Source organism: Lachnoanaerobaculum saburreum DSM 3986 (genome assembly GCF_000185385.1).
GTDB lineage: Bacteria > Bacillota > Clostridia > Lachnospirales > Lachnospiraceae > Lachnoanaerobaculum > Lachnoanaerobaculum saburreum.
In genome coordinates this window covers 2,482,842-2,502,536 of the sequence record NZ_GL622296.1, presented here as the reverse complement: position 1 = coordinate 2,502,536, position 19,695 = coordinate 2,482,842, and the positions used below count along the sequence as shown (strand labels likewise).

20 protein-coding genes are annotated in these 19,695 nt (G+C 37.6%); 16 read left to right on the top strand and 4 right to left on the bottom strand.

Features of this window, described 5'->3' with window-relative positions:
- The first annotated feature begins 1 nt into the window (after position 1).
- Complete coding sequence (locus HMPREF0381_RS11545; RefSeq protein ID WP_008752161.1) at positions 2–1,204, top strand: CCA tRNA nucleotidyltransferase; 1,203 nt, start codon at positions 2–4, stop codon at positions 1,202–1,204.
- 48 nt (positions 1,205–1,252) lie between these two features.
- Here HMPREF0381_RS11545 and HMPREF0381_RS11540 read toward each other — a convergent pair whose 3' ends face one another.
- On the bottom strand, positions 1,253–2,200 hold the full coding sequence (locus HMPREF0381_RS11540) for a putative ABC transporter permease (RefSeq protein ID WP_008752160.1): 948 nt from the start codon (positions 2,198–2,200) through the stop codon (positions 1,253–1,255).
- 221 nt (positions 2,201–2,421) lie between these two features.
- Between HMPREF0381_RS11540 and HMPREF0381_RS11535 the strand changes: the two genes are divergently transcribed.
- The 3 genes from HMPREF0381_RS11535 to HMPREF0381_RS11525 are packed head-to-tail and all read left to right on the top strand — an operon-like array spanning position 2,422 to position 5,018.
- Complete coding sequence (locus HMPREF0381_RS11535) at positions 2,422–3,384, top strand: glycosyltransferase (protein WP_008752159.1); 963 nt, start codon at positions 2,422–2,424, stop codon at positions 3,382–3,384.
- A 27-nt stretch (positions 3,385–3,411) separates the two neighbouring features.
- A complete protein-coding gene (locus tag HMPREF0381_RS11530) occupies positions 3,412–4,401 on the top strand; it encodes an aromatic acid exporter family protein (protein WP_008752158.1) in 990 nt (329 codons plus the stop codon).
- An 8-nt stretch (positions 4,402–4,409) separates the two neighbouring features.
- Positions 4,410–5,018: a ribonuclease H1 domain-containing protein gene (locus HMPREF0381_RS11525; RefSeq protein WP_040461872.1), complete on the top strand. Its 609-nt coding sequence runs from the start codon at positions 4,410–4,412 to the stop codon at positions 5,016–5,018.
- A gap of 23 nt (positions 5,019–5,041) precedes the next feature.
- Here the strand turns inward: HMPREF0381_RS11525 and HMPREF0381_RS11520 are convergent, their stop codons facing one another.
- On the bottom strand, positions 5,042–5,350 hold the full coding sequence (locus HMPREF0381_RS11520; RefSeq protein WP_008752156.1) for a YerC/YecD family TrpR-related protein: 309 nt from the start codon (positions 5,348–5,350) through the stop codon (positions 5,042–5,044).
- A gap of 156 nt (positions 5,351–5,506) precedes the next feature.
- Between HMPREF0381_RS11520 and HMPREF0381_RS11515 the strand changes: the two genes are divergently transcribed.
- The 4 genes from HMPREF0381_RS11515 to HMPREF0381_RS11500 are packed head-to-tail and all read left to right on the top strand — an operon-like array spanning position 5,507 to position 9,226.
- Positions 5,507–6,475, top strand: a complete 969-nt coding sequence (locus HMPREF0381_RS11515; protein WP_008752155.1) for an ABC transporter ATP-binding protein — start codon at positions 5,507–5,509, stop codon at positions 6,473–6,475.
- Entirely contained in the window at positions 6,465–7,319 is an 855-nt protein-coding gene (locus HMPREF0381_RS11510; RefSeq protein ID WP_008752154.1) for an ABC transporter permease, read from the top strand. Before HMPREF0381_RS11515 ends, HMPREF0381_RS11510 begins: the two co-directional genes overlap by 11 nt.
- Complete coding sequence (locus HMPREF0381_RS11505) at positions 7,316–8,083, top strand: ABC transporter permease (protein ID WP_008752153.1); 768 nt, start codon at positions 7,316–7,318, stop codon at positions 8,081–8,083. Before HMPREF0381_RS11510 ends, HMPREF0381_RS11505 begins: the two co-directional genes overlap by 4 nt.
- A gap of 33 nt (positions 8,084–8,116) precedes the next feature.
- Complete coding sequence (locus HMPREF0381_RS11500; protein ID WP_008752152.1) at positions 8,117–9,226, top strand: polyamine ABC transporter substrate-binding protein; 1,110 nt, start codon at positions 8,117–8,119, stop codon at positions 9,224–9,226.
- A 43-nt stretch (positions 9,227–9,269) separates the two neighbouring features.
- Here the strand turns inward: HMPREF0381_RS11500 and HMPREF0381_RS11495 are convergent, their stop codons facing one another.
- Positions 9,270–10,727: a sodium:solute symporter family protein gene (locus HMPREF0381_RS11495; RefSeq protein ID WP_040461427.1), complete on the bottom strand. Its 1,458-nt coding sequence runs from the start codon at positions 10,725–10,727 to the stop codon at positions 9,270–9,272.
- Between the two features lie 206 nt (positions 10,728–10,933).
- Positions 10,934–12,487: a L,D-transpeptidase family protein gene (locus tag HMPREF0381_RS11490; RefSeq protein WP_008752150.1), complete on the bottom strand. Its 1,554-nt coding sequence runs from the start codon at positions 12,485–12,487 to the stop codon at positions 10,934–10,936.
- Positions 12,488–12,702: 215 nt separating this feature from the next.
- On the opposite strand from HMPREF0381_RS11490, the gene selD reads away from it, so the two are divergent.
- From selD to HMPREF0381_RS11450, 8 genes are all read left to right on the top strand, one after another.
- Positions 12,703–13,737, top strand: coding sequence for a selenide, water dikinase SelD (selD, locus tag HMPREF0381_RS11485; RefSeq protein WP_008752149.1), 1,035 nt, complete (start codon positions 12,703–12,705; stop codon positions 13,735–13,737).
- Positions 13,738–13,750: 13 nt separating this feature from the next.
- Positions 13,751–14,371, top strand: a complete 621-nt coding sequence (gene yedF / locus HMPREF0381_RS11480; protein WP_008752148.1) for a sulfurtransferase-like selenium metabolism protein YedF — start codon at positions 13,751–13,753, stop codon at positions 14,369–14,371.
- A complete protein-coding gene (locus HMPREF0381_RS11475) occupies positions 14,371–15,537 on the top strand; it encodes an aminotransferase class V-fold PLP-dependent enzyme (protein ID WP_008752147.1) in 1,167 nt (388 codons plus the stop codon). The genes yedF and HMPREF0381_RS11475 overlap by 1 nt, the downstream gene beginning before the upstream one ends.
- Positions 15,538–15,591: 54 nt before the next feature.
- Positions 15,592–15,828 (top strand): DUF3343 domain-containing protein, encoded by a 237-nt coding sequence (locus tag HMPREF0381_RS11470; RefSeq protein ID WP_008752146.1) that lies wholly within the window; start codon positions 15,592–15,594, stop codon positions 15,826–15,828.
- A 339-nt stretch (positions 15,829–16,167) separates the two neighbouring features.
- On the top strand, positions 16,168–17,556 hold the full coding sequence (locus tag HMPREF0381_RS11465) for a uracil-xanthine permease family protein (protein WP_008752144.1): 1,389 nt from the start codon (positions 16,168–16,170) through the stop codon (positions 17,554–17,556).
- Positions 17,557–18,270: a selenium cofactor biosynthesis protein YqeC gene (gene yqeC / locus HMPREF0381_RS11460; RefSeq protein ID WP_008752143.1), complete on the top strand. Its 714-nt coding sequence runs from the start codon at positions 17,557–17,559 to the stop codon at positions 18,268–18,270.
- Entirely contained in the window at positions 18,270–19,070 is an 801-nt protein-coding gene (yqeB, locus tag HMPREF0381_RS11455; RefSeq protein ID WP_008752142.1) for a selenium-dependent molybdenum cofactor biosynthesis protein YqeB, read from the top strand. The genes yqeC and yqeB overlap by 1 nt, the downstream gene beginning before the upstream one ends.
- Positions 19,070–19,678: a nucleotidyltransferase family protein gene (locus tag HMPREF0381_RS11450; protein WP_008752141.1), complete on the top strand. Its 609-nt coding sequence runs from the start codon at positions 19,070–19,072 to the stop codon at positions 19,676–19,678. Before yqeB ends, HMPREF0381_RS11450 begins: the two co-directional genes overlap by 1 nt.
- Positions 19,679–19,695: the final 17 nt, after the last annotated feature.

Below are 19,695 nucleotides of genomic sequence, written 5' to 3'. Positions count from 1 at the left end.
GATGATAATTGATTTACCTAAGAATGTCAAAAAGATTATAGAGAGCCTAAACGAGCATGGCTTTGAGGGCTTTGCGGTAGGCGGATGTGTGAGAGACTCTCTGCTTAACAAGATTCCGACAGATTGGGATATTACTACAAATGCACTTCCGGCCGATATAAAAAAAATCTTTAAAAAGACATTTGATACAGGCATTGCACATGGAACTGTCACAGTGCTTATGGACGGTGTCGGATATGAAATTACCACATATAGAATTGATGGAGATTACACTGACGGCAGGCATCCCGACAGTGTATCGTTCAGTAAAAATCTTTCAGAAGATCTGTGCAGGAGAGACTTTACCGTCAATGCCATGGCTTATTCTCCACAAAAAGGTATTGTGGATCTCTATAAAGGCAGAGAAGATCTGCAAAAGGGCATTATAAGGGCGGTCGGTGATGCCGGAAAGAGATTTGATGAAGATGCTCTTAGAATGCTTCGTGCAATCAGATTTGCATCTCAGCTTGGATTTGAAATAGAAGATAATACCTTTGAGGCGATAAAGCAAAAGGCAAAACTTTTAGTTAATGTCAGCAAGGAAAGAATCTTTGTAGAGTTAAATAAGTTGCTCTGCGGAGATTTTGCACAAAATATTAAGCTTATTTATACAAGCGGACTTTGCAAATATATAGGAAAAGAGTTTTCTAAGCTTGATAAAAGAGTATATGATTTTTATCCCGGGAAGTTCGGTAATAAGAAGTATATGTATTGGGCTGTGTTCTTAGAGGACAATATAGAAGCTGTAAAGAAGATACTGTCTGAACTTAAGTCCGACAATGCCACAAAGAATAATACATATTTACTTATATCAGAGTTAAAACATTCCTTGCCGGAGTCTGATGAGGATATCAGATGGTCACTGCACAGACTTGGAGAAGAACTTTTTTATGACTATATAAAGATTTTAAAGAGTGATAAAAGGAATACGGATATTCTTGACAGAATAGATGAGTTGGAGAACAGATGCAGACGGATACTGAAGGAGCATCACGCATATGAAATCAGTATGCTTGATATTACAGGCAGAGATTTGATAGAGCTTGGTATCTCAAAAGGTCCTAAGATTGGTGAGGTCTTGGAGTATCTTTTAAAGAAGGTGATAGAAAATCCTTCATTGAATGATAATATAAAATTATCAAAACTTACAAAAAAATTTATATAACAGGCTGTACAGCTTTTACAAAAAACTGCGATTTGAATCGCAGTTTTATTATTTATTATTCTTTCTAATTTCACTAAGTTCCCTCAATTGGTTTAAATATTTCTTATTAAGTCCCGGATTACCCTTAATCATATTTCTAATAAAGAATGACATAATTTTGCCCATCTTTGGGAAGTTGATATTATATTTTTCCATTGCAAGCTCATATTTGCGCTTCAGTTCAAGATATGCAGCGGATTTGGATGTCACTGTATTTGAAAGTGAAGAAAGTCTGCCTTCAACATCGGCTTTCAGTGATGACAGGCTTATCTTTCCATTTGATATATAGTCATTAGCTCTGCTCATTTGACCTGATACAGTCTCTCTGATACTTGTAAGTTTGTTTTGAGTATCACTGACAAAGCCTTCCGCCATACCTGTGAGTTTCTCTCTGACCTCGGCAAATTCAGACTTTGCCTTCATAAGTGTGGCATAAGCTCTTGCAAGACTGAATGCCGCCTTGATTGAAAGAAGTAAATCCGAGAAAAATATAATACTTATAACAAGGATAGAGGTTTTCAAAGTAAAATCTGTCAAGGCCAAAACAAATCTGTATACATATACCTGTAAAAAATCTGTAAGTGCAACAGATAAAAATCCCCATGCTATGGAAGTTGACAGTGATATATAACCGCTTAGGTTAAATTTATGGTCACTGTAGTCCCAATATTTTACTTTAAAAAGTTTTTCCATCACATAACCTGTGACATATTCAAGTATAGTGGCCGCAATCATTCCCGAGAAGTATATACCTAAAATATTTCCCTGAAATGAGTCTGTAATCACAAGCACAAATATGGCACCAAAGGCATATATGGGTATATAAGGTCCCCTGAGAAAACCTCTGTTTTCAAATTTTCTGTTCTTAATACTTGCATAAGCGGTTTCAAAGCACCAGCCCAAAAAGCAATATATGTAAAAAAATGCAATCCATTGCAGTAAACTATATTTTGTCATATCCGCCTCCAATAGATTAATGATATCATAGTGATGATGTATCTACAAGTTATCAAAATTTATAAAATATTTTAAAAATTTACTATAAGTCTCTGTTTTATGATATAGTATGATACTGTGGTCAGAGGCTTTAAATGTGACTGATATTTGAAGTATATGAGCATAAGTATCGGTTATTGATATTAACATATTAATAATTAATATAAGTAGAAAGTGGATATATGAAAGTAAGTATATGCTGTATTACCTATAATCATGGTAAATATATCAGAAAGGCCATAGATTCCTTTCTGGCACAGAAAAGAGATTTTGATATAGAAATTTTGATAAATGATGATGCATCTACAGATGACACGGCGGATATTATAAGAGAATATGAAAAAAAATACCCTGATATTATAAAGCCGCTCTTTCATGATGAAAATATGTATTCAAAAGGAGTAACCAACCCCAGTGGGGTATATAACTTTCCAAGAGCAAGCGGTAAGTATATAGCTATGTGTGAAGGTGATGACTACTGGTGTGATGTTGAAAAACTGAAGCTTCAGGTGGATATTCTGGATGCAAATAAGGATATAAGTTTTTGTTTTCATGCGGCAAAGGTGGAAAATCTTGACAATACATTTTCACCTAATCTGATAAGACCGTATGAGATGAGCGGGATAGTTGGTGCAAAAGAAGTGATAAATAAAAGAACTCACTATCCTACAGCTTCGCTGCTGCTTAGAACCGAGTATATGAAGAAACTGCCACAGTATTATTTTGACTGTAAGGTGGGGGATATTCCTATGCAGATAATTTCCGCAAAATATGGTGATGCCTACTATATTGACAGAGTAATGAGTGTATATAGAATGGGAGTACCGACATCATGGACCGCATCACAGTTTAGTGGGGATTATAAGAAAAAGCAGGAAGAGTACTATCAAAATGTGAAGCGGATGTATGATGAATATGACAAGGATTCCGACTACAGGTTTCATAAAGAGGTGGAAAGTGCAAGAAAGCGACTTCGTTTTCTTACCTATGTAAATATAAGAGATTTTAAAAATATCTTATCAAAGGAATACAGACTTGAGTATAAGGAACTGGATTTTAGAGAGAGATTTTTTATAAAGTTTGAGTATTTCCTGCCGAATATATATAAAACGGTAAGGAAAGCGGCATTGAGCTTAAAGAAATAGATTTTGGGAAAATAGATTTGGAGATATATGGATTTTTTTGAAAGAATAAATTTTACAAAGGTATTAAAGATTGCAATCGGCAGCGGTGTGGCTATTTTAATTGCGGAATTTTTAGGGTTAAAGTATGTATCCTCAGCCGGAATCATAACATTGCTAAGTATTCAGGATACAAAAAAGTCCACTATTAAGATTGCACTAAAGAGAATAGCGGGATTTGCAGTATCTATTTTTATAGCTTTTGCGGCATTCAATACAATAGGATATAATGTGCCTGCATTTACCTGCTATCTACTGGTTTTTGTGGCTATATGTATAGCCTTCGGACTGTATGAGAGTTTGTCACCATGTGCAGTATTGGTTACACATATAATGTCGGAAAAATATATGAATATTGATATTGTAAGAAATGAAGCCGCACTGATGTTGACAGGTACATCACTTGGTATACTTTTAAATATGTATATGCCGAGGAATCTGAAGCATATAAGAGAGTATCAGGCAAGGATAGAAAATGAGATAAAGATTATACTTGACAGACTTGTAAAATTTTTGAACGGTTCAGAGGCAAAGCTTGAGTATGATTTCGATTCCTTGGAAAAGATAATAGATGATGCAGTTGCAAAGTCATATACGGACAAGGACAATATACTAAGCTATGATTTGAAGTATTTTATCAACTATATGGAGATGAGAAAATCACAGATAATGGTACTCAGGTATATATTTATTCAGGGAAGTGCTATGAACTCAAGACCTGCACAGGCATATGATATAGCGGATTTTCTACAGAATATGATACCGAAACTGCATGAGTCAAATAATGCCGTGAATGCACTGATTGATTTATATTTTGTTAAAGAAAAACATAAGTCAAGTGAATTGCCGAAAACAGGAACAGAGTTTGAGGACAGAGCCACATTGCGTTCCGTTTTGGTAAATATTGAGCAGTTTTTGGAGATAAAAAGAGAGTTTGCAGAGAATATAAGTGATGAAGAAAAGAAGATGTTTTGGAAGTAGGAGATGATATGGCAAAGAAATATTATGCGGTAAAAGCGGGTAGAAAGACGGGAGTATTTGAAAGCTGGGATGAATGTAAAAGTGCTGTAAGCGGATTTTCAGGTGCGGCATATAAGAGTTTTACAAACAGAGAGGACGCAATTGATTTTGTAAACGGCAGTGCAAAATCACAAAAAGCACAAAACCGGGAAGAAAAACAATCTGAAGCTTTTGCATATGTAGACGGAAGCTATGACGATACTACAAAATCATATTCATACGGAATGGTAATGATGCATGGAGAAGATGAATTGCATTTTTTTAAAAAGTTTGAAAAGGATGATATGAGTGATATGAGGAATGTGGCCGGAGAGATAGAGGGTTCTATGGCGGCTATGAAGTATTGCATTGAGAACGGTATAAAAAGTATAAGTATTTTCTATGACTATGAGGGAATACAAAAGTGGTGCAACGGTGACTGGAAGGCTAAAAAAGAAGGTACAAAAAGATATGTGGAATTTTATAAAGATGCAAGCAGATTGGTAGATGTGGATTTTATAAAGGTAAAGGGGCATTCAGGAGATAAGTACAATGATTTGGCAGATGAACTGGCAAAGAAAGCACTTGGACTGATATAAAAAACCGGAGAAAAAACTCCGGTTTATTTAGCAGTATTCTTATTTAATATGCCTAGTCTTTTAAATACCAGGTCATAACCATCATTTCCATAGTTTAGAGAGCGATTGACTCTGGAGATAGTAGCTGTAGAAGCACCTGTTTCTTCAGCAATCTCAAGGTAAGTCTTTTTCTCACGCAACATCTTAGCCACTTCATACCTTTGGGATAGAGAAAGCAACTCGTTCACAGTGCAAACATCCTCAAAGAATGTATAAAGCTCTTCTTTGTTATTCAGTGTAAGTATGGCATCAAACAGATGGTCTACTGCTTTTGTCCTAATCTTGTCATTCATAACTTACTCCAATCAAATAATGTTTATATTTTAGCATTTTAACTTGTAAAAGTAAAGTTTGGGGGGAATAATATTTTTAGTGAATTAAAGTAAAAAAAATGGTATCATAATATAATATTGTTTAAAATCAAATAACCCCGGAGGGAATTTAAGAAAATGACAGATACTATATTGAGTTTAGAAAATATAGAAAAAAGTTTTGATGGAGAAAAAATTTTAAAAAATATCTCTCTTGATATAGGAAGAGGAGAGTTTATCACTCTTTTGGGCTCAAGCGGTTGCGGAAAGACCACTACAATAAGAATAATTGCAGGTCTTGAAACGCCTGACGGCGGCAAGGTGGTACTTAACGGCAAAGATATAACAGCACTTGCACCTGAAAAAAGAGATGTAAATACCGTATTTCAAAACTATGCCCTTTTTCCACATATGAATGTAGAAAAAAACATCGGTTATGGACTGAGACTAAAGAAAATGTCTCAAAATGAGATAAAAAATGAAGTAAAAAATGCACTTTCACTTGTTCAGCTGGAGGGATTTGAAAAGAGAAATCCGTCACAGCTTTCAGGCGGTCAAAAGCAAAGAGTTGCAATAGCCAGAGCCGTTGTGAATAAGCCGAGTGTACTTTTACTTGATGAGCCTTTGGGAGCCCTTGACCTTATGCTTAGAAGACAGATGCAGACGGAGCTTAAGAAGCTTCAAAAGGCACTTGGAATAACATTTATATATATCACACATGATCAGGAAGAAGCTCTTAATATGTCGTCAAGAATAGTAGTAATGAGAAACGGCAAAATAGAGCAGACAGGTACTCCAAGTGAAGTATATGATACTCCGAAGACCGCCTTTGTAGCAGAGTTTGTGGGCGGTGCAAACCTGTATAAAGAAGGTGAAAAGATATTTGCCATAAGATCCGAGCATGTAAGACTCGGTGTGGGGGACTATGCCGGAGTGGTGACGGAAAACAGCTTTATGGCAGGTCTTTCTAAAGTAAAAGTCAGATTAAGAGACGGCCAGGAGATCACCTCATCACATATGGGCATGAATATAGATCTGAATATAGGTGATGAGATAAGCGTCGGCTGGGATAAGAATGATATGGTGGAGGTAAAGGGTGAAAAATAAAAAAATAAAAGAATATCTGCTTAGAATACCGATATATACTTTTACAATAATTTTTGTGGTTTTACCTTTGGTATATATGGTGATTATCAGTTTTCTTACAAAGGCAAAGACATGGGGCTTTGATCCGGCTTTTACGCCTGATAATTATAAAAAGGTTTTTGAGCCTTTTTATTTGAATATATTTTTGGAGTCAATAAAACTTGCTGTAGTTTCAACTGTACTTGTTATACTGATAGGATATCCTTTCGGATACTTTATGGGCAGGTTGGATACGAAGTGGAAGAGGAGAATGATGATGCTTCTTATGATTCCGTTTTGGACAAGCGGACTTATAAGGTTGAACGGATGGATTATTATATTTAGAAGCAATGGTGTGCTGGATAAGCTGTTAATGTTTTTCGGCATAACAAAGTCACCGTTGAAGCTTTTATATACCTATCCTGCGGTGCTTGTAGGTATGGTCTATTTTTTATTGCCTTTTATGATACTTTCAGTGTACTCAAGTGTTGAAAAGATGGACTGGGGTTTGATAGAGGCGGCAAGAGATCTGGGTGCCGGCAAAATAGAGGCGTTTCTTACAGTTACACTAAGGCTTACAATGCCCGGACTCTTAAGCGGAGTGGTACTTACATTTGTGCCGAGTATGGGATTATTCTATATTTCAGATATTCTTGGGGGAAATAAGATAGTGCTTATAGGCAGTGTGATAGTGGAGCAGCTTACAAAGCTTAGAAATATTCCTTTTGCGGCGGCACTCAGTGTAATACTGATGTTGCTTACAACATTATTCCTTAGAGTATACAAAAGAATTTCAGGTACAGGAGAATTGGAGGGTCTGTTTTGAAAAAAGTATCAAAGGCTGCCATTGTATTTTTGGCTGTGGTGACTGTTTTAAATTATCTTCCCATTCTTTTGACTGTGGTCTATTCTTTCAACAAGTCAAAGCTGTCAAGCATGTGGGAGGGCTTTTCACTTGACTGGTATAGAATGCTTTTAAGGGACGGAGATATAAAGAAAGCACTTTTAAACAGTATTATACTTGCATTTTCGGCATGTGTACTTGCACTTATAATAGGTGTGAGTGCGGCACTTGCTATGCGGGGAAAGAAGTTATTTTTTGACGATTTTATCAGCAATTTTGCATCTTTGCCTATAATGATTCCTGAGATTATTCTTGGAATGGTATTTATGGCTATATTTTCATATATGAACCTGCCTTTCGGTTTTGTGACCATGACAATTGCACATGCTTCATTTTGTGTACCTTATGTGTTCCTTATTGTAAGAGCCAGACTTATGGGAATGGACAGCTCGCTTGAGGAAGCCGCCAGAGACCTTGGTGCAAGCGAACTTGAAACTTTTAGAGATGTGACATTGCCATATATATTGCCTGGAATTGCATCCGGATTGTTATTATCATTTGCAATGTCATTTGATGATGTGGTAATATCTATATTTACTACCGGTCCTTCTGTAAATACTCTTGCCGTCAAGATATATACAAAGATGAAAACCGGTATTACCCCTGAGATAAATGCTCTTGCCACTGTTATCTTAGTGATTACCGTGCTTATTATATTTATTTCAGAAAAAACAAGAAAAGACTGACTTTTCAACAACATTTATTTGGAGGTAAATTAAATGAAATTTAAGGTATTAGGTTTGTTGGGGTTTGGTGCAATACTTGCACTTACAGGATGTGGTCAAAGTAACAGCGGGTCATCTTCACAAGCTCAAAGCAGTGAAGCGGGCAAGACTGACGACAGCCTTAAGGGAACTACACTTAATCTATATACTTGGGACGGTATGTTTCCACAGGAAGTACTGGAGGGTTTTACAAAAAAGACAAGTGTAAAGATAAATTATACCAATTTTGATTTGGATGAAACAATGCTTGCAAAGCTTGAAGAGACCAAGGGAGGTGACTATGATATTGTTGTGGCTGATGACTATATAGTACAGCTTGCTATCAAGGACGGTCTTGTGGCGGAACTTGATAAATCAAAGATTTCCACCTATGACAATATCAATCCTTTATTCCAAGGTAAGTTTTACGACCCTGATAACAAGTATACAATGCCCTATGGTGCAGGTATTCCTTTGATTGTATACAATCCCGAGACTGTAAAGACCGAGATTACAGGTTATGAGGATCTTTGGAAGCCTGAGTTGGCAGGAAATGTAGGTATTGTAGGAAACTATCGTGTAATAGACGGTATTGCACTGAAGACTCTCGGATATTCCTTCAATACAAATGACTTGACACAGATACAGCAGGCAGGAGATAAGCTGATGAATCTCGCTCCGAATATTCGCCTTATCAATGACAACAATCTACAGGATTATTTGTTAAGCGGTGAGGTCGGGGCGGCTTTTATGTATACTTCACAGGTAAGTCAGGCACTTAAGGCAAACCCTGAACTTAAAGCGGTCTATCCGAAAGAGGGGCTGGGTTTCGGTGTAATGGCAAGTTTTATACCTTCAAAGGCACCGAATGCGGCAGCGGCCTATGCCTTCCTTGACTATATCAATGAGCCTGAAGTTGCGGCAAAGTGCTTTGAGTATATCGGCTACTTCGTTACAAATAAAGCTGCTGAGCAGTATGTATCTGATGACTGGAAGAATCTGATAGTGTTCCCTGAGGATAAGCTTTCACTTATCGAAAACGGAGAACTGATAGAGAATATCAGTGATGAAGCAAATGAACTTCACAATAAACTTTGGGAAGAATTCAGACAAAAAACAAACTGATATAAAAAGAGTCGCCATAGTTTAGCTATGGCGACTCTTTATATCAATCATCATCTTCATGTATAAGTTCTGTAGTAGGATTTTTAGGTGGGAAAATTATAGAAAATACTATAAATCCGATAAATGCAAATACAAGCCCGGGAATAATTGCCTGACTGAAGTGTAAGCCGAACAGATTACCCTTTGAAATATGCTCAAGGTATACTACCACTACAGTTCCGCAAAGCAAAGAAGCAATGGTACCCGCCTTTGATGCCTTCGGCCAGTAATGCCCAAGTACATATGGGAAGAAGGAGCCTGCCGCACGCAGTGTAAAACAGAACATCAATATGGATACTATACTCTGTGTATTAAAGAGTGCAATAAGCATTGACAGAATTCCGACTATAATCATAGTAATCTTGGTAACATTCATAACTTCATTGCTGCTTGCCTTAGGTTTTATATATATTTTATAAATATCGTTGGCAAATATGGAGCCTGCTCCCAGAAGGTCGGAGTCCGAACTTGACATAGTGGCGGAAATTACACCTGAGAAGAGCAGACCGCAGATAATTGCAGGCATTGTACGGATTGCCAAGATAGGCAGAGCATATCTTGCACCTACAGATGCAAAGTCACTTTCCGAAAATTTACCCATATTTATAAGAGCCAGAACAATGATACCTAGGACGGTAGGGATAAAAGCATAGATAAAGTTAATCAGTGCCGCAAGCCAAGCTCCCTGTTTTGCGGCGGTCTCATTCTTGGCGGCATAGAAACGTGATACGGCTTCTTGACCTACAGAAAAAGTTCCGACATACATAATAACCAGTGAAACGATTCCGAACAAATCATATTTGGCAAAGATATTCATAGTCTCTTTAGGAACATTTGAAACAACCGCATTCCATCCGCCGGCATATCCCAGTGCAAAAGGTACTGCGGCAAGCATACCCAAGATAATCAAAAATACCTGTACAAAGTCTGTTAAAGTCACGCTCCACAGACCTCCCATAATAGAATAAATAGTCACAACCACAGCCACTATGATAACGGAAACCTTGTAGCCGAGACCAAGCATGGTAGATAGAATAACGGAAGAAGCGATAAACTGTCCGGCGGTAAGACCGATCAACGGAAGCAGCATAATAATTGCGGTAACAAGTCCCGACTCCTTACCGTATCGCCTACGAAAGTATTCAGGAACAGTCTTGACAGTTGCCGCACGAAATTTCGGAGCGACAAAGGAAAGAATAACAAAGGCAAGTCCCATAGTGATAATATACCATGCGGCACTTAAACCGTATCCGGACATACCGTTTTGTACTACACCCAGAGAGCTGCCTCCTCCTATTTCCGTTGCGGCCAGAGTTCCTGCCATAAGCAGCGGACCGAGTCGCCTACCTGCAACCATAAAATCAGTGTTGCTGTTGATTTTAGTTGATGAATACCATCCTATAAAGAGCATAGCAATCAAATAGACTATTACAACAGCTGTTACAATCCAATTTGCACCCATAAAATAACTCCTTTCTATATTTATTTGCAGATGCATGAAAATATTTCGGCAAAAACCACGAACTTATTTTATTTTGCTAAAATATCCATATAAAAAAGTAGATAGACCTCCTTTACTTAGTATTCTAATAAAAAATAGAATAAAAAACAAGAAAAACTTAGTAAAAAAAGACCATGCAAAAATCTTTCACATGGTCTTTAATATGTTTAATTGTTTCCCTGCATCAGCGGATCTGTAGGATCAAAGGTTTGTGAAGCCGGTATCGGCTGTTCAATGGCATCTTTTTCCACAGGACCCTTAGTTGAATAGTCTGTATATACAATTACAGGTGTACCCATCGGTGTATTGTAGTAAACCCAAGCCGCATCACCTGCACGGAGTCTTAAGCATCCGTCAGATCTGGCATCATCCATATAGTTATATGTAGCGGAATCAAGTTTGTTAGGATCACCCTTGTCATAGTAGATAAGTGAGTGGATGATATATCCGTCTTTAAATCTGGATAAGAACTGGCAATATATATTGTCATGCATTATCTTCCACCTATATTTTACATATGTCTTAAATGATCCTTCAGGTGTGGCGGGTCCGTTGGTTGACATGAATGTCTTATAAGGAATGATGTATCCGTTGTTGCCGTCTTTAGCCATAATATGCATAGTCATAGAGGCCTTATTGAACCTGATCTGATAAGAACTCTGTAGACCCATAATCGGCTCAAGATCCTTTACAACAGCACCTGTATTCTCATCAAGATAATACTTGTATCCGTCAATGTACTGCCATCCCTTTTGCTTTGCACCGTCTTTAAAATAGTATTGGTCATTGTTGTAGAATGCCCATCCTGTATATGCATTGGCTGATGAGTACTGAACCTGTCCGTCTGCATCAAGGTAAGTACCCTCATATACGGGAGCTTCCATAAGTACCTTTGTCGGCTCACTGAATGCTGTCTGCTTATCCCAAAGAGTAAGCTTAAGAGCTACGATATATTTGTCGGTGCCGACAGTACCGAGAGTCTGACCGTTCTTTGCCCAGTCAAGTACTGTACCGTCACTTAGAACAGCCTTATAGTAGAGGTCACTTCTCACACCTGTATAGCCCTTTACTCTGATCTGAACAGCCTGAACTTTGTCCTCAGGATCTGTATTGTTTTCATTTTCCTTAGAGTTCATCCATCTGGACCAACCTGATTTGGTATTGTATGTTCTGAAGTAATATCTGCCTATACCTGAGTGATCTAAGAACAGATTGTTAAAGCCGTCCTTAGAATATGCATAAGCACTTGTATTTGATTCGGCAGCTGAGATATCCTGCTCCGAGGCATTTCTTAAAACATAGTGAACCATCTGAGTTTCACCAAGTACAGGTTCAGGGTTTGTATTTCCGTTACCTACCTTTTCAAAACCTGCCTTAGCTACTACACTGTCAAGGTCAAGATTGCTTGGTGCCGTAACGTTGTTTACAGTAGACGGTATATGATCACTTGGGGCTGAGATATCACCTGTGCCGACCTTATCAGGAGCGGTGTTGGTGCCGGTGTTATCCGCACTTGTGCTTTCAACGGTTTTAGCTGTGCTTTCAGTTGTTCCGTTTGTGCTTTCAGTTGCTTCGGTTGTACTTTCAGCAGTTTCAGTCGCTTCAGGTGAGACTGAAGTTGTGACATTTCTTTTTATGGTTGCTGCAAATGTATCGAGCGGCAGGGATGAAGAAATCATCAGTGCTGACGCAAATACAATTGAAAATCGTTTTAATTGCATATTTCCTCCTAAAGAATATAGTAAAAATTATTACCGCTTCCCATTGTAACATATAAAAATATTTTGTTCAATTAATTAAAATATTACGGAAATCTTTCATTGATTGACAAGTGCAATAAATATACATAAACTATAGTTTGTTTCTATAACGGATTGCAGGAAATAGTTAAAAAGAGTTACAATATTTTAATAACACAGATGTTTTAGGAGAGAATATGGATAAACTTTATTGCAAAGGGGGAGGCTGTACAGCCAAGCTTGGTGCAGGGATACTCAGTCATATACTTGAACGATTGCCGGCACAAAACCGTGATGAAAATTTAATAGTAGGATTTGATGCAAAGGATGATGCGGCAGTATATAAGTTAAGTGAAGATACAGCCTTTGTACAGACTTTGGATTTTTTTCCGCCAATGGTTGAAGACCCATATACATTCGGACAGATAGCGGCCGCAAATGCACTAAGTGATATATATGCTATGGGCGGTGAGGTAAAGACTGCACTCAATATAGTATGTTTTCCACAAAACAGTGATTTGAATATACTTGGTGAGATAATGCGCGGCGGACTTGAAAAGGTAAAAGAGGCAGGCGGAGTTTTAGCGGGAGGACATTCAATAGACGATACTGATGTGAAATATGGACTCAGTGTTACAGGAGTGGTCAAACCGCAAAAGATATATTCAAACAATACAGGTAAAGTAGGAGATAAACTGATTCTTACAAAGAAGCTCGGTGTGGGAATCATCTGTACTGCGGCAAGGATAGGTGAGAGTGATGAAAAGACTCTAAAAGAGGCAATAGAGTCTATGACTACCTTGAATAAGTATGCCTGTGAAGTTTCAAAAAAATATAATATACATGCCTGTACGGATGTCACAGGTTTCGGATTCTTAGGGCATCTTTTAGAGATGATGGGAGATGACAAGTCCTGTGAAATATATGCAAGTAAAGTGCCGGTATTTGAAGAGGCAAAAGCACTTGCAGATGAGTTTTTGATAACAGCGGGAGGTCAAAGAAACAGAAATCATGTAGGTGAGAATGTTTTTTTTGATAATATCCCGTTTGCAATGGAAGAGATTTTATTTGATCCCCAGACCTCGGGAGGTCTTATGTTTGCAGTAAGTGCAGATGAGGCGGATGCTCTTTTAGAAGAACTTAGAAAGATAAATTTGCCGGCTTCAATAGTCGGAGAAATAAAAGAAAAATCAAAAGATAAATTAGATGCAGTTATAAAAGTAGTGAATTAGAAAAGAGGTAAATATGATAAAAGTAAATGCATTAGGTGATGCCTGTCCGATACCTGTAGTAAAGACAAAGAATGCAATCAGGGAACTTGGAAGTGGCGGAGTAGTGGAAGTAAGTGTAGACAATGAGATTGCTGTACAAAACTTAAACAAGATGGCAAAACAAAAAAACTATGAGTTTAGCTATGAGAAGAAGTCGGATACCGAGTATATTGTTACTATCGGTATAAATTCCGACAGTAAGACAGATACAAATACAGTTTCAAAGATATCGGGTACACAAAAAGATGAGATAAGTCTGAAAGAGACAGTGGTTGTGATTGACTCTGATAAGATGGGTGACGGAGATGAGGAATTCAGTAAGACTTTATTGAAAGGCTTTATCTATGCACTAAGCTCACAGGATATTCCGCCTGCAAAGATAATATTCTACAATACAGGAGTGAAAATGACTACCAAAGGTTCAGAGAGCATTGAAGACTTGAAAGTACTTGCAAATGCAGGTGCAAAAATTTATTCATGCGGTGCATGTCTGAACAATTACGGTTTGACTGAAAAACTGCTTATAGGAGAGGTCACAAATATGTATGATATAGCAGGTTATCTGCTTAATGCAGACCTGGTGGTAAGACCGTAATGATTTATTTTGACAATGCGGCCACTACATTCAAAAAACCTAAAGAAGTGACAGATGCTATAAATTATGCTTTGGTTTCTTATACCAATAGCGGAAGAGGAGCATATAAGGCGGCGCTTGACTCAGGCAGAATGGTATATGAAGCCAGAGTCAAGCTGGCTTCATTTTTTGGTGCTTGTGATCCGTCAAGGGTCATATTCACATCCAATGCTACGGAAGCACTTAATATAACATTATTCGGCTTATTTCATACAGGAGACCATGTAATAAGCACTGTGACGGAACATAACAGTGTTCTTAGACCGCTTTATAAGCTTGAGAGTACGAAAGGTGTAGGCCTTGATTTTGTAGGTATAGATGAATGTGGCAGATTAAAATATGACGAATTTGAAAAATATATTCGCCACGATACAAAGGCAATAGTAATTAACCATATATCAAATGTATCAGGTGAGATTGCCGATATAGAGTATGTCGGTGAAATAGCAAAAAAGCATAATTTATATCTGATAGTTGATGCTTCACAGAGTGCAGGAAGCATAAATATAGATATGAATAAGACGGGTATTGATATACTTTGCTTTACAGGTCATAAGTCTTTATTCGGACCGGGAGGTACCGGAGGTATTGTGATAAACAGTGATATAATGCTTGACACATTTAAGGTAGGAGGCAGCGGAGTACAGTCCTTTAATAAGAATCAGCCAAGTGAATATCCTACAAGGCTTGAGGCGGGTACATTAAATATTATGGGTATTGCAGGACTGTCAGCCGGTATTGACTTTATAAATAAGACAGGTAAGGCAAATATTCATAAAAAAGAGATGCAGCTTGTGAAAAGATTTTATAACGGGATAAAAGATATTGACGGAATTAAGTTCTACTTTGACAAAGAATCATTAGAGAATGAGCCGGAAAACATAAGACATGGAAGTATAGTATCCTTTAATCTAAAAAAAATACCTTCAGCCGATTTGGCGGATTGTTTAGGAGAGGACTATGATATTGCAATCAGAGCAGGTGCACACTGCGCACCTCTGATACATAAAGCCTTTCATACAGAGAAGGAAGGTATAGCCAGATTTTCATTCTCATATTTCAATACGGAGGAAGAGGTGGATGAAACAATAAAGGCAATAAAGGAGATATCTCTAAACTATAGGTAAAACTACATCTATAAAGTAGATGCCTCTAAGCTATATTTATATAGAAAGGATAAAATGAGAGAGAAAAGTTGGAAATACATAGTCACATTTCAGACAACTACCGCCGCTATGGCATTTGAAAATCTGTGTATGCAAAAAAAAGTTCCGGGCAGGCTTATTCCGGTACCGAAAGAACTCTCATCAGGCTGTGGACTGGCATGGTGCGTGCCGTTTGAAGATGCGAAGTTTATAGACGAACTGATAAAGAATGAAAATCCGCAGTATGATAAGGCGGCCAAGGTATGGCATTAAACTGAAATTTGTAAATTTTCACAATACAAAATTCTGAAAAATATTTAGGTAGGTTTATAAAGAACAATAATTTTATTGATTTTTACACTAAAAAATGGTACTATATAAAAAAGAAATCCGAATGGACGAAGTTTTTTATACGAAATTATACAAAGAAAGTTTTTTATTAGACAATCAAATAAAGGTTGGTCTAAAATATAATAAGTACTTCACTGTTGTGGGGTACTTAGATATTTTTTTGTCATAGTTTATTTTAGGGGAAATTAAGTTACAAATCCTTAGTAAATTATCTCTGCGGAGATATAAGATAAATAATATCTTTTTAAGGAGGATGATGAAATGAGTGTAAAGTCAAGTAGTCCGGATGTAAGTATTGATAATATTTACAAACTGGACGGTAGGGTTCCGGTTGCAAAGGCGATACCTTTCGGTCTGCAACATGTTATGGCAATGTTTGTCTCAAATCTGGCACCGATAGCGATGGTATGTGGAGTGGCAAAGTTGCTTGGAAGCGATCAGACAGGAATCAGCGGAATTGAACTTGCAAGGCTTTTGCAAAGTGCTATGTTTATTGCAGGTCTCGGAACACTGATACAGCTGTATCCGGTGTGGAGGATAGGAGCAAAACTCCCTGTAGTTATGGGCGTGAGTTTTACCTTTGTGGCAACTCTGACCTATATAGCCACGAACTTTAATTATCAAACGATGATAGGTGCGATAATAGTTGGTGGATGTGTAGAAGGTTGTCTGGGACTTACATACAGGTATTGGAAGAGGATAGTATCTCCGATAGTTTCAGCCTGTGTAGTTACTACTATCGGTTTTTCACTGCTTTCGGTAGGTGCAAGGAGCTTTGGAGGCGGATATGTAGATGATTTCGGAGCTCCGAAGTATATGATAGTAGGTCTTATAACATTGCTTTCATGTATCATATTCAGTGCTTTGGCAAAGGGCTTTTTGAAGCAGCTTAATGTAATGTTCGGTCTTGTAGTAGGGTATATTGTATCTTTTATAGTAGGAATAATAAGTATTCAGCAACTTTTAAAACAGTTTTCTACGACCATAAACGAAGTAGGATTTATAGCATTGCCGAGAATATTGCCGTATAAGCCGGTATTTAATATAAGTGCCGTTTTATCAATAGTAGTAGTGTTCTTTGTATCTGCCGCCGAAACTATCGGTGATACTACGGCAGTGGTGGCAGGCGGTCTTGACAGAGATATTACAGAGAAAGAAATTTCAGGTTCGCTTGCATGTGACGGTTTTTTAAGTGCCGTATCGGGGCTTCTTGGCTGTACACCTATAACATCATTTTCACAAAATGTAGGTCTTATTGCAATGACCAAGGTAGTAAACAGATTTACCATAATGTTCGGTGCGCTCACACTTATTTTGGCGGGACTTTTCCCACCTATAGGTGCGTTCTTCTCAACATTGCCACAGCCTGTGCTTGGAGGTTGTACAATAATGATGTTCGGTACCATAGTTGTAAGCGGTATGAATATGATCGGCAAATGCGGTTTTAATCAAAGAAATACAATTATTGCGGCACTGTCTATAAGTATCGGTATAGGATTCACACAGACACCTGATATATTCAACTATTTCCCGAAGATAATAGCTGATATCTTTGCAGGAAACTCTGTAGCGGGAGTATTTGTGCTTTCAATGCTTATGAATTTTATTTTACCGAAAGATATGGATGTAAAGAAATTGGCAGGAATGTAAATGATGATTTCATTAGTCGGTGGTGGTGGAAAGACTACCACCATGTTTTATATTGGGAACTTTTTTGCAAATACAGGTAAGAGAGTGGTTATCACCACCTCCACACATATTGTAAAACCTGAAAAATTTGCAGAGATAAAATCGGCAAAAGAACTTGAAAATCTCTTTAGTGGAAACGAGCCTGTAGTTGTAGGAACAGATGAAGGCAAAAAACTGTCATCTCTTGAACTTAGCGAGTTGGAGAATTTTACAAAGTATGCAGATATTGTACTTGTAGAAGCTGACGGAGCAAAGAAACTTCCTATAAAGATACCGAGAGAGGATAATGAACCTGTAATTCCCGTCAGTACCGATGTATGTATAGTATGTATGGGGATTGATGCTGTCGGTGAGTCTTTAAGTGAGAAATGCTTCAGATATGAAAGAGCTTTGGAGTTTTTCGGATGGGATAAAGAACATATATTGACTCCAAAAGACGCAGCACTTATTTTGACAAGCAAAAAGGCGGGCCTAAAGGGAGTTGGAGACAGGAAAACCGTCTTTTTGATAAATAAGGCGGATACTGAAAATGATATGAAAAAAGCTTTAGAGGTGAAAAAGTATATTGAATTTTATTGTAAAGAAAATAATTTTGAAAATTTTAAAGTTTCAATAACTTCATATAAAAATCATATGGAGTTTTCCGATTTTAATTTTCTAAAAGAGGGAATGTGATGAATAAAAATATTTGGATAAGAGGTGCGGGAGATCTGGCAACAGGTATTGCCGCAAAGTTTTTCAGAGCCGGTTTTGATGTAATAATGTCCGATATCAAAACTCCTACGACAGTTAGAAGAACTGTAGCATTCTCGCCTGCTATATATCAGGGTGAGCAGATTGTTGAGGGCATTAAGGCAAAGCTGTGTGAAGATATTTCCGAAGTAGATACTATACTTAAGTCAAATTGTGTGGCTGTAGTGGCGGATGAGAGCGGAGATATTATGAGAGAATATAAGCCGGATATAATTATAGATGCCATTATAGCCAAGACAAATATCGGAACAAAGAAAAGTGATGCAAAAATAGTAATAGGAGTTGGTCCCGGATTTGAAGCAGGTGTGGACTGCCATGCAGTAGTGGAAACAAAGCGCGGGCATAATCTTGGAAGAGTTTTATGGACCGGGAGTGCTTTCCCGAATACAGGAGTTCCGGGAAATATAGGCGGTTATACTGTAGAAAGAATAATAAGGGCGACATCAGACGGGATATTTAAGACTGTAGTACATATCGGTGATACGGTAAAAGCCGGAGATTTGTTGGCATATTGTGATGAGACTCCTATATATGCAAATATTGACGGAACAGTCAGAGGACTTTTGCAGGACGGTGTAAAAGTAAAGACGGGCATGAAATCAGGTGATATTGACCCGAGAGCTAAAAGAGAGTATTGCTTTACCATCTCAGATAAGGCAAGTGCAGTAGGCGGTGGAGTATTGGAGGCGGTTCTTGGCTTATTAAATCCAAGGGTGGATTGATGAATTTGGTGATTTTGGCAGCCGGAGAGAGCAAAAGATTTGGAGAAAATAAGCTTTTGGCTGATATAAACGGAGAGATGCTTTATAAGCACATGGAAAAGATATATGAAAATGCCTATAATTTTAAAAATAAAATTATAGTCGGCAGAGATATTCATATACTTGAGTACTATAAATCAAAGGGATTTATAGATATTATCAATAACAAACCGGAGCTTGGTAAGTCAAGATCTATAAAGCTTGCAATTAAGGCATTAAACGGTATCGGCTGTTTGGACAGTGTAATGTTTGGGGTATGTGACCAGCCGCTTCTAAGCTCAAAGACTGTCAATAAAATAATAAATGAGTTCCAAAATTCGGATAAGAGTATTTGCAGTGTCAGATATAATGACAGACTTGGTAATCCATGTATATTTTCATCTAAATGGTTTGATGAACTTTTATCACTTGGTGAGGATGAAGGCGGCAAAAAACTTATCAGAAACCATATGGAAGAAACCTTGTTTGTAGATATAGAAGATGGGGATGAGTTGTTGGATATTGATACTAAGGAATTATATTACTATATTTTGGATAAAATACATAAAACAACGAGAAAATATAGATAAAATATAATGTAGATTTA